Annotated in this window: 10 protein-coding genes; 2 read left to right on the top strand and 8 right to left on the bottom strand. The window is 48.4% G+C overall.

Annotated elements, in window-relative coordinates:
- Window positions 1-11 precede the first annotated feature (11 nt).
- On the bottom strand, window positions 12-1481 hold the full coding sequence (locus AC3B4V_RS09980) for a methyl-accepting chemotaxis protein (protein ID WP_488378305.1): 1470 nt from the start codon (window positions 1479-1481) through the stop codon (window positions 12-14).
- 154 nt (window positions 1482-1635) lie between these two features.
- Here AC3B4V_RS09980 and crcB (AC3B4V_RS09975) point away from each other — a divergent pair, with 154 nt between their 5' ends.
- Both crcB (AC3B4V_RS09975) and crcB (AC3B4V_RS09970) read left to right on the top strand, forming a co-directional pair.
- Entirely contained in the window at window positions 1636-2034 is a 399-nt protein-coding gene (crcB, locus tag AC3B4V_RS09975) for a fluoride efflux transporter CrcB (RefSeq protein ID WP_064300527.1), read from the top strand.
- Window positions 2035-2385 (top strand): fluoride efflux transporter CrcB, encoded by a 351-nt coding sequence (crcB, locus tag AC3B4V_RS09970; protein ID WP_488378304.1) that lies wholly within the window; start codon window positions 2035-2037, stop codon window positions 2383-2385.
- A 54-nt stretch (window positions 2386-2439) separates the two neighbouring features.
- Here the strand turns inward: crcB (AC3B4V_RS09970) and AC3B4V_RS09965 are convergent, their stop codons facing one another.
- The 7 genes from AC3B4V_RS09965 to AC3B4V_RS09935 form a co-directional block, all read right to left on the bottom strand.
- Window positions 2440-3294, bottom strand: a complete 855-nt coding sequence (locus AC3B4V_RS09965) for a DegV family protein (RefSeq protein WP_058265493.1) — start codon at window positions 3292-3294, stop codon at window positions 2440-2442.
- Window positions 3295-3364: 70 nt separating this feature from the next.
- Window positions 3365-4396, bottom strand: a complete 1032-nt coding sequence (locus AC3B4V_RS09960) for an aldose epimerase family protein (protein ID WP_488378303.1) — start codon at window positions 4394-4396, stop codon at window positions 3365-3367.
- Window positions 4397-4485: 89 nt separating this feature from the next.
- A complete protein-coding gene (locus tag AC3B4V_RS09955; protein WP_064300525.1) occupies window positions 4486-6162 on the bottom strand; it encodes a LytS/YhcK type 5TM receptor domain-containing protein in 1677 nt (558 codons plus the stop codon).
- 178 nt (window positions 6163-6340) lie between these two features.
- Window positions 6341-7624, bottom strand: coding sequence for a hemolysin family protein (locus AC3B4V_RS09950; RefSeq protein ID WP_488378302.1), 1284 nt, complete (start codon window positions 7622-7624; stop codon window positions 6341-6343).
- Window positions 7625-7692: 68 nt separating this feature from the next.
- Entirely contained in the window at window positions 7693-8061 is a 369-nt protein-coding gene (locus AC3B4V_RS09945; protein WP_035399153.1) for a MerR family transcriptional regulator, read from the bottom strand.
- A 156-nt stretch (window positions 8062-8217) separates the two neighbouring features.
- Window positions 8218-10353 (bottom strand): (Fe-S)-binding protein, encoded by a 2136-nt coding sequence (locus tag AC3B4V_RS09940; protein WP_488378301.1) that lies wholly within the window; start codon window positions 10351-10353, stop codon window positions 8218-8220.
- Between the two features lie 204 nt (window positions 10354-10557).
- On the bottom strand, window positions 10558-11862 hold the full coding sequence (locus AC3B4V_RS09935) for an alkaline phosphatase (protein ID WP_488378300.1): 1305 nt from the start codon (window positions 11860-11862) through the stop codon (window positions 10558-10560).
- Window positions 11863-11865 lie beyond the last annotated feature (3 nt).

Here is an 11865-nt window from a genome sequence, read left to right as displayed (position 1 = left end):
GAGCTGTTTCGTTAAGCATTCGTTTGTTGAAGGGTGGATGCTGTCTCATTCAAGGCATGAATCGCCTGCTGCAGTTCCATGACCTGCCCAACTTGATGACGTGTCAAACCGGATAATGACTCACTTTGTGAAAGCAAGGCATTCATGAACGTGTCGAGTTGACCGGTTGCTGTCGTGATAGCAGTAAGACTACTCGTCATCGTCGCGAACTGGGTCTGCGCCGACTGGATCGAACCGACGACTTCCGTTGCATCCATCTCAATCGTCTGTAGCGCTAACTGACTCTCGGCCATTCGCTCTTCCTGCTCACGTAGTAATGTCGTACTGGCATGAATCGAGTTGCCGGTTTGCGTAACGTCCTGATCAACACGTTCGATGATCGCATTGATTTCCTTCGACGCTTCTGCCGTCTGTGCTGATAGATTACGAATTTCTTGCGCAACGACCGTAAAGCCTTTTCCGAACTCACCCGCACGAGCTGCTTCGATCGACGCGTTAAGACTAAGCAGGTTCGTTTGTGCCGCAATCGCATTAATGCTCGACGTGATGGCGACGATTTCCTGAAAACGTCCAGCGAGTTGTCCGAACGACGTGACCGACTCATCCATGCTCGTCGTCAATTGTTGTAAGGATTGTCCGGCAAGACCAATTGTCTGCCTGCTCTTTTCGGCTGTCGTTCGCGAGGACGAACTGCGCTCGAGTGCGTGGTCGACAGAAACGGTCACATCCTCCATCCGATTGACTTGCTGGTCGTTCAATTGGCGAATTTCACGAATCGCTTGAACGCTTCCTGCTGCATCATCTGCCAGCTGTTGCATCGCTAGATCAACCTGACTGAAGGAATCCTTCGCTGCGTCGACCGTTTCACTCATCTCTTCCGTGAACGTCGTTACTTCCGTTGCGGTTGCCGCCGTTTGTTCGAGAGCAATTTGCGACGTTGCCGCGTAGGCTTCCGACCGTTCTTGTTCTTGGCGGACGGCTAACATGACGTTCCGTCCAAAGACAGCGACAAAAACAGCCGCTGAGAAAATCATCAAATAGATGACATAGGCGACAATCAAGTCGAATGTATTCGTAAAGACAATCGTTCCAAGCATAGTGAATACTGCCATCTCAACGAGTCCAAGGATTCCGGCGAGAATGACCAAGCGCGGAATCAAATAAACGATTGAAATCGTCAAGTAGAGATAGACGATCGTCCAAATGCTCGGCGACGGCAACGTCATCAAGACCAGAGCGAGGACGAAATACGTTAATGTCACTTGGACGTACTTCCCGCTCGGACGATGTCCAAGTAGGCGGTTACCCACAAGCAACGCGACCGTCAAGATCAAACCACCGACTAAAAACTGATAAAACACACTGATTGGGACGTAATTCATTTGCGCAAATAAGAAAATCAATGGATGCGCGATCGTAATTAACGTTGCAATCAGGCGGGACAAAATCTTTGTACTTTGTTGCTCGAGGGCAGATACCATCTTGTTCAAACTCCTTCACCTTATTAAAGTCATACAGTTGTTCATCGGCAGAAAGATTTCATTCGTTAAGTCCCTCCAGTGACTTTTTTTCTTGACGCTTTCTTGAGAGTGGGAGTACGGTTAACGTAGACTTTTTTCAGAAAAGAGGATTCATATGCTGTATGTACTCGTTGGTTTCGCGGGGGTACTGGGTGCCTCTGCGCGTTATGGGCTCGGACTGTTGATTAGCGACTTGACGACTGGTCCTTTCCCGTGGCCAACGCTTGTCATCAACTTGATCGGGAGTTTTCTTCTCGGCTATGCGACACACTTTTTATTTCGAACGAAACTCTTACATCAATATGCGATCACAGCCATCGGCACGGGTTTCATCGGCTCATTTACGACGTTTTCGACATTCAGCGTCGAGACCGTGACCTTACTCAACGAACGTCATTTAGCGGACGCGTTCCTCTATGTACTCGTCAGCCTATTCGGCGGTTTGTTCCTGTCTTATGTCGGTTACGCGCTCGGAACACGACGACTGCGTCACGTGACGAAAGGACGTGAGTGAATGACGCTACTCGCTCTTGCCATCGGTGCTTTTTGTGGTGCCATCAGTCGTTTTGCCGTCAGTCAATGGATGAAGACGTTTTGGAAACGCGAATTTCCACTGGCGACGTTCCTGATTAACATACTCGGTTCATTTTTACTTGGACTCGTCATCGGGGCGCATCTCGATACGACATGGACGTTACTCTTAGGTACCGGCTTCCTCGGATCATTTACGACATTCTCAACGTTTAAAATCGAGACATTGCAGCTATTTCAGGACGGAAATCGTAAAGTGCTCACCCTCTATCTCATCTCGAGCTACGGTTTCGGAATTCTTGCAGCTTTCCTTGGAATCACACTTACAGCTTGAACGAAACAAGAGGCGACGGAAAAATCCATCGCCTCTTGTCGTATCCGCTTTAGTTTAATCATTCATCCAGAATAGACCAACCGTCTCTGCTCCGGCATGCGTCCCGATTGCTGGTCCGAACGTGCCTTCGAGAATCGTCAAATCCGGGAACTTCGCTGCGACTTGTTGCCGCAGTTCCGCTGCCATTTCCGGTGCCATCGTCGTCGCAACATAAATCCGGTTCTTGTAGAACGTATGCTGACGCATCGATTCGTCGATTTGTTTGACCATCTCGATGTAAGCTTTCTTTAAAGAACGTGCTTTTTTGAATGGCACGATTTTTCCGGCTTCATCCGTCGTGATGATCGGTTTGATGCTAAGCAAGTTCGCAAGGAACAGATCTCCTGATGAGACACGTCCACCCCGACGCATCGTCTCCATATTACCGACGATCATATAGAAGTGGGTCTTTTTCGTCAACGCTTGTAAGGCAGCGACGATTTCCTCGACGGATTTCCCCTGTGCCGCAAGCTCCATCCCGTAACGAATGAATTCCTGTTGGTTCTCAAACGCCGTATGAGAGTCGATGATGTGAACCGGGAAGCTGGCTGCTTCTGCTGCTGATGCTGAACTTTGGACGGTACTCGATAATCCATTCGTACAGTGCACTGCAATCGCACAGTCATAGCCTTCTTCTTTCAAGCGTTCGTATGTTCCGACGAACTCTCCAAAAATTGGTTGTGATGTTTTGGCAATCAGCTTTTTGTCCGCATCTAGGGCACGGAACAGTCGTTCGACCGTGATCGCATTCTCTTGATACGCCGTATCACCGAGTAAGATTTGAATCGGTACGACATTGACGCCGATCGCTTCTGCCTCTTCCTTCGTGAAATAGGCCATACTATCGGTCACCCATGCTATTTTAGTCATTTTCCTTAGCCTCCGTTAGATTCTTCTCGCTTTATCCTACCATATACAGAAGTGGAAATCGCAAGAAACGTCATGACATCATCTGAAAATGAAATGAAGTACGCTTATGATAGTGCTCATCGGCATGCAAGACGACGGAAGGAAAATTCGGTTGGTTGATCGCATCCGGTAATCCTTGTGTCTCAAAACAGATGCCGAGGTATGGAGTTGCTCGTCTTCCGCAAATCGTAAACTCGCCCGACAAATGATTAGCGGTATAGACGACGACTCCCGGTTGATCCGTCACGACGCGCAATCGCCGCCCGCTGATTGGTTCGTCGAGAACGATTTCTCCATTCTCTCTAAGCAGGAAGGGATGATCGACCCCACTACCTGCTTGACGCAACTCTTCGTCTGGTGCGTGTGTCACTTCATGTAGCGGACGAGCTTCCGAAAAATCAAAGACGGTGTCTGTTACCGGGAGAATGTCACCGGTCGGTACCGCATCTTTTGTCAACGGAACATAAAAAGGTGCATCCATTCGTAACAGATGCTGTTCGATCGTCGTTTTTGCTTCACCCGTCAAGTTAAAGTACGTATGATTCGTCGGACTGAATGGTGTCGAAGCTGTCGTCTCCGCTTCATAATGAATATGCAGGACGTTCTCATCCGTCCATTCGAACGTCAGCGTGAACGACAAGTGACCCGGATAGCCGTTCTCACCACTCGGACTATCTAAACGTAGAACAAGTTTGTCGTCGTTGATTTCGTGCGTGAACATCCGGTTCGCCCAATTTTCGCTTCCTCCATGGAGGTGATGTTCACCCTCATTTTGCTCAAGAACGTACGTCATCCCTTCCAACGCGAATGCGCCATTCGCAATTCTTCCGCCGACGCGTCCGATCGTGGCGCCTAAGTGATGCGGATCATCCTGATATTCTGATAGGTCGTCAAACGCGAGTACGACATTTTCGATCATTCCATGCTGATCCGGAACCCGGATGGCAAGAATTTTTGCGCCTCGGTTCAAGATATCGATACTATGCCCATGCACATTTTGTAACGTGAATCGTAACAAGGACTGATCACCTAGTTGTCCCACTTCTGTTGTCGTAATCATCATCTGCTTCCTCCTGTACGATACATTTTCCTGTTTTCGTATTTACCCTCGGAACGAGACAAAAAAACAACAATGGCAAAATGCCACTGTTGTTAAAGAGACGGGAGAGGTAATCGCACTTCGATCCGAGTTCCTTGATGGATGATCGAATGGACGTGTAATGTTGCAGTCAGACCGTATGTCACGTCTAATGCGCGTCGAATCAGGAACAGGTTCGAATCTCCCGCTTCCTGTTGATTCAGTTGTTGCATCACGGCAAGCGGCATCCCTTGTCCATTATCCGTGACTTCGATGACCCAGTCCGTCGTCGCCCTAAAGGCACGGACATCAATCCGGTGATGTCGTCCTGCCTTTACGAACGCATGACGCAGTGCATTATCGACAAGCTGCGTCACAAGGAATGGAAAGACGAAGTATTCTTCAACAGCGGTCTCGATATCAAGATCGACCGTGATATCGGCGGAGGTCAGTTGATTCGGGCGACGCCGTGTTCCTTCTAGTGATAAATAGGCCTTCAGGGTCGCCAGTTCCTCGCGTAGTGGATGTTCATCATGACGCGTCGCTGCCGTCAAAAGTTGAAGCAGCGCATTCAATTGATGTTTCACAGGAGTTCCCGGATCAGCTGTCCGCTGGATTTCTTCGATGATCCCTTTTAGATAGCTGACGTGTAACATCGGTTTCATCTTTCTCCCACTTAACCGGAGCAACTGATCTTCTCGGTGCATGTGTAGCTCTCGTGCTAATAAACGGACGAGTTGTTCCGTCATCCGCTCGACGGTGTCGTCAAATAAGTCTTTCGAAAAGTAACAGATGACACCTGCCTTTTGACCGTTAATGCGCATCGGATGAAAACTGAGAATTTGTCCCGTCTGCTCGTCTTCCTGTCGGACGGGTTCTTCTGCTTCGATCCATCGTTGTTCCTCACGTCTCGGTTGCTCGCCACAGACTGCTGGTTGCTGGTCCGTCATATCGATGACGACCTCTGTCGCCCCGAGCACGACGATCCGTTGCATCTTCGTTTCCTTCAATAACGTCGCTCCAATCTGCCGCGCGACTTCCGAAGTCAATCCCTGCTTTCGTAAAGGTTGTAACGCTTGCAATAGACGATCGGAACGCTCGGTCTGGCGGACGAAGAGATCGCCTTCGAGTCGTAGTTGTGTCCGTAAGATCATGATGAACAGTACGACCCCACATATGTTCGCGAACAGTAACGGAAAAGCAGCACGGCTCATCAAATCAAGCGCTTCTGCCGTATCGGGGGCAAGTAATAACGTAATCCCACTTTCGAACAATAATGCCGTCAATACGATACCGATCGGTGGAACGAGCGCATAACCATCATGCAAACGCCAGCGTTTTCGATACCAACCGCTCGCAAGTCCAGCGAGCATGGCGATGATCCAACCTGCTTCTGCCCCTAACGAACCAAGTACGTAGCGGTGTAGACCGACTATACATCCCGTGATGCCGCCGATCACTGGTCCACCAATCAATCCGCTCGTCACGATGACAGCGAGTCGGGTATCGAGCAATAGGGCATCCTTTTCGACGGCTAATCCAAGTAACGGATCAATCGTCGTATCTTGCGAAAGTTCAATTCCTGCGTAGTTCATCAAAATACCGGATGACACGAATGCAAACAGCAGTGGAAGATTCATTCCGCGGTCCATCTTGAATATGTATCGGGAAATGCGCCACTGGGACAATAAAAAGGCTAACAGTGCTAACATACCTAAACGACTCAGTAAGAATGGAATCTGCTCGAGCACGGAATACCTCCTCGTTTCATAGGACGCGATTTAACAATAAAGTAGCTGTAGATTACATTCCCGCTCCTCTCTGCATTCTCCTATCATGACTGCCGAAAGTTCGCACAATCCGTCCATTCTTGATTTTTTGACTGATGCGATGAAAAAAAGCCGGTTCCTCCATGAGGAACCGACCATTTTATGCTTCTGCTTGTTCAGCTGGATGCAACCAAATCTTGACGCGGTTGATTTGATAGTTTTCCATCTCCATCACTTCGACGGAGAAGTCTGGTGTGTCGATATGCTCACCTGGCTGAAGATCGATGTTGTGCATCTGAATCCAGCCACCGATCGTATCGACATCTTCGACATTCGTAAAGCGAATGTTGAAACGTTCTTCCAAGTCAGCGAGCAAGACTGTACCGTCGAGCAAGAACTCGTCCGATTTGACCTGTTCGATTTCCTCGACTTCATCTGCGTCGAATTCATCACGGATTTCACCGACGATTTCTTCGAGTAAGTCTTCCATCGAGACGAGACCTGCCGTTCCACCATATTCATCGACGACGAGAACGAGATGGGTCCGGGTCCGTTTCATCTTGCGAAGTGTCTCTTGAAGCGACGTCACTTCCGAAACAACCGGTAAATCCTTGATATAATGCGTTACCGGATGCTCATTCCCGTTCGCATAATCCGTCAAGACTTCCTTGACGTTGACGTATCCGAGAATCCGGTCTTTATCGTTTTCTTCTGTGACCGGGTAACGCGTGTACGGATTATCCATGAAGATTTCCATCAGTTCATCTTTCGTCAAACGTTCCGAGATCGTCTCCATCCGCATCCGCGGCACCATCAAATCTTTGACGATGTGCTCATCAAACGCAAAGACGTTTTGCATGAGGGCAAGTTCCGTTTGATTGATTTCACCACTTTGGAAACTTTGCGCCATGATGATTTTCAATTCATCTTCCGAGTGGGCTTGTTCGTGCCCTGCTGGTTTGACACCGAACAGACCGAGGAATAAGCGCGCTGAACCGTTGAGTAACCAAATGAATGGATACATGATTTTACCGAACACATAAAGTGGACGGGCAAACAACAATGTCATGCGTTCTGCATACTGAATCGCAAGCGTCTTCGGAGCGAGTTCACCGATGACGACGTGTAAGAACGTTACGGATACGAATGCGATACCGAACGACAAGAGTGTCGAAACAGCAGCAGAGATTCCGAAGTCGTCGAAAACAGGATGCAAGATCTTTTCAACGGTTGGTTCACCAAGTGCCCCAAGACCAAGTGCCGTGACCGTGATACCAAGCTGACAGGCAGACAAGTAGTAGTCGAGATCGCCCGCGATTTTTTTCGCAAGGACGGCACTTTTGTTCCCTTCTTGAATCATTTGATCCAAACGCGACATCCGAACCTTAACGACAGCAAATTCCGATCCGACGAAAAACGCCGTCAACGCAATCAACAAGACCACTAAAATAAATTGATGAATAATATAGTATCCAAAATCCCCTAAACAGGGGTCACCTCCATTGTTTTGTATTAAAGCTGTGCAATCAAGGAAGCAATCAATGTCAGACGCCGGGACAGTTCTAAGCGGATCGCTTGTTTTTCGACGTCCGTCGAATGTAACAAACGCTGCTCGAGTCCTTCAACCGTCGCCTGAAGTTGTTTCACTTCCTGATAAATCGTCTCCCCTGTTTTTTGTTCCCGTTCCGTAAAAGAAGCAAGAATCTCTTGCAGGGAAAGCCGTTGAGACTTCAAATATTCAATCTTTTCGATTTGATGAATGACCGATTCGTCATACAGACGGTAGCCAGACGCGGTGCGCTCTGGTGTTAATAGACCGAGTGATGTGTAGTAATCGATCGTTCGTTTTGATAAGCCGGTGGTCTCCGCGACCTGACCGATTCGAAGTAACGCCTTCCCAAAAGATTCTCACCTCCTTTCTTTAGCTAGTTCTTTTATCTTATCATGTCAAAACCATACAGTAAAACGTCGCGCTTTTTTAGAAAAAAAAAACGACTACTCCCGTTCGCACGAGAATAATCGTTTCGTCCCACTTTTTCATACGGTTACGACAGGTTCTTCGACGGGTACACCGACAATCGACCGTTCCAGTAATTCGACGACATCGTACGTAGCAACCGCCTCGTCGACTTCCTTCGCTTTCGTACCGTCACTGAGCATCGTCAGACAGTACGGACATGCTGATCCAATGACAGACGGTTGGACCGTCAACAATTGTTCCGTCCGTGCGACGTTGACCCGTGCACCGACTTTTTCTTCTTGCCACATCATCCCGCCGCCAGCACCGCAACACATCCCTTTTTCCCGGTTGCGTTCTGTCTCGACGAGCGTGATTCCTGGAATCTTCTCGAGAATATAACGTGGTGCGTCGTAAATATCATTGTAACGACCAAGGTAACACGAATCGTGATAGACGACACGCTCCTTGACTTCATGGAGCGGTGTGATCCGTTTTTCGTCAATCAGTCGTGCGAGCAATTCTGTATGGTGATAGACTTCAACGTCCGGACTCAGTCCGAAGTCTGGATACTCGTTTTTAAATGTATTGTAGGCATGCGGATCAATCGTGACGATCTTTTTGACACCATATTTCTCAAATGATTTGATGTTGGCTTCCGCGAGTTCCTGGAACAAGACTTCGTTCCCGATCCGGCGCGGTGTATCACCTGAGTTTTTCTCATCGTTTCCGAGAATCGCAAACGAGATGTCTGCCTCATTTAGAATACGTGCAAACGCCATCGCGATTTTTTGACTTCGGTTATCGTACGATCCCATCGCACCAACCCAGAACAGATACTCGAAGTCTTCGCCCGCTTTTTTCTTCTCCTTTGCTGTCGGAACGACGAGTTCATCCCGGTTTTTCCGCCAGTTTTCGCGTTCTTTCCGGTTCATCCCCCATGGATTACCTTGACGTTCGATGTTTGCCATCGTCCGTTGCATCTCCGGATCCATCTTGCCTTCCATCATGACGAGATGACGACGGAGGTCGATGATCTTATCGACATGTTCGTTCATGACCGGACACTGATCTTCACAGTTCCGACACGTCGTACACGCCCAGATCTCTTCTTCCGTAATGACGTTCCCAATCAATGAATCCGGAACGATATCCATCTGTCCGGCTGCTGCCAGTGAAGCGATTTGGTTTCCTTGCGATCCTTCGAACGCAAAGGCAGGTGCCCATGGCGAGCGCTGTGTGATGGCTGCCGTTTTCATGTTGAGATGGTCCCGTAATTTAACGATCAAATCCATCGGCGACAACATCTTCCCCGTTCCACTCGCCGGACACATATTCGTACAGCGTCCACACTCGACGCAGGCATATAGATCAACGAGCTGTTTCTGATTGAAATCTTCGATTCGGTTAACCCCGAAGCTAAATTCCGCTTCGTCGTCTTCTGCCTCTTCCATGACCGATAGATCGATCGGTGCCAAACGCCCGACTTTCGACGTTCGACCGAGCCAGACGTTTGCTGTACCGGCAATCAAGTGTGCATGTTTACCTTGCGGGATGTAAACCATGAAGCTAAGTAAGAACAGTAAGTGCACCCACCAGAAGAAAACGAATAATCCAAACGCAACCGATTCCGGTACCCAACTGAATAAGAACGCGATGCTTGAAGCAACCGGTTCACCGAGCGTCGAATGATTCTCATAGACAAGGAAGAATCCGTTTCCGAACAGGACGGCGACCATCAAACCACCGATGAAGATCAACGCAAGACCTGCCATGAAGTTTCGTTTCAAACGAACGAGTTTTTCGACGTACCGGCGATAAAATCCCCAAACGACGGCAATCAAGATGACGAGCATGACGATTTCTTGGAAGAATGTAAAAATCGGATAAAGCGGACCGAGTGGGACATGCGGGAAACGCTGACCGACGGCGAGTCCTTTCCAGATAAAATCGATCGCTCCGAATTGAACGAGTAAGAAGCCATAGAACATCATGACGTGGATGGCGCCACTTTTCTTATCCTTTAATAATTTCTTTTGACCGAAGACGTTGACTAAGACTGCGTCCAATCGTTCTTTGTTCGTCAGTGTCCATTCCGCCTTTTTCCCCCGTTTGATGGCGGCATAACGACTTTTGATGAGTGACGTGAACAGATAGCCCGCATAGCCGATGACGAGTAGGAAGGCAATCCAGTTAATGAGTAAAAACGTATTCATGTTCGAACAAACCCCTTTCCCCCTAAAGCAGTTGTGTTGAAATGAGTATAGCATATAATGAATGGCTATTCATTCATTTTTTTCATTTAGTTTTTACTGCGTCACACAAGCAGATAAGTACTCAAAAAAATCAAGCGGTGGATGTCCACCGCTTGATTTAATCACGTCCAATACGTCATTTTTTTAATTTCATTGCATTGGCCATCAGACCAGGATATCCGTATTTTCATGCAACCCACTGAACTGTTCGCTTTGTGGACCGTACGCGTAGAGCGGAACGTCTACACCTGTATGCACGGCAGTCGTCCAGCCGACATATGCTCGTTTACTGATCATCTCATTCAATGTCATGACGCGTTTCTTCGCATCCACTTTTTGCAACGTCTGAATTTCTTCAGCCGTCAAATCAAACGTCGTTTCTCGTTTGACGACAGAGGCGATGTTCGATAAGTCGTCGTTGAACTGACGAACCATCTCATCCCCCGTCGCCTTGACGTTTTTCAAGACTTCCGGTTTTGCTACGTACTCATCGTATCCACCGACGGACATACCACCTGTATCATGGTCACCGGCGACGACGACCAATGTGTGTTTATCTTTTGCTGCAAAACGAAGCACTTTTTCGACTGCCTGGTGGAACGCTTCTGCATCCTTCATCGCCCAAGCAGCATCATGCGCATGACCCGCCCAGTCGATCTGACTTCCTTCTACCATCAAGAAGAAGCCATCGCGATCTTTCTTCAATGTTTGCAGAGCTTTCGACGTCATCGTCGCAAGGCTCGGTTGATTCGTGTTTTCCCGGTCCAGTTCTGGTGCCATTCCTTCTTCTGCAAACAATCCAAGAACTTTACGACCATCCGTCTCATTCAGACTTTCGAGTGAATCCGCATACTGGTATCCTGCTCGTTCTGCTTTCTTCACTAGATTACCAGCCTCTTGAACGCCACCATTCTTTTGATCAAAAAAGAACTTCTGACCGCCACCCAGTAAGACGTCGACTTTCATTTCATCCATGTATTGTTTCGCGATGTCCGCTTCATTCGCACGCGTTGCGACGTGCGATGCAAAAACAGCTGGTGTCGCATGGGTGATGGCTGATGTCGAGACAAGTCCTGTTGCTTTGCCTGCTTGATCCGCCCGATCAAGAATAGACGCTACTTCTTTTCCACTTGGATCCATACCGATTGTTCCGTTGTTTGTTTTTGTTCCTGTTGCCATCGCCGTTCCGGCAGCTGCTGAATCGGTCACTTTCGTGTTTGCCGAATACGTCCGCATCATTCCTTTTAAGTGATCGTCGAGTTCCGTCTCCTCGCCTCCTTGATACCAGCGATAATTCGTTGCATAGGCAGCCGAATAACCGTCCGGGATCATGAAGATGACATTTTTAACCTTCGCTTGTTTCGTGTTTTGTTTTGCCTCGACTGGCTGAGCCGATTCATATGTATAGCCCGCAACTCCCGTCATAAGCACTGTACCGAGAATACCTGTCGCCATCCATTTCTTGTTCATTTG

This window comes from Exiguobacterium sp. E17S (genome assembly GCF_057772545.1).
This window is presented reverse-complemented; position numbering and strand designations above follow the sequence as displayed.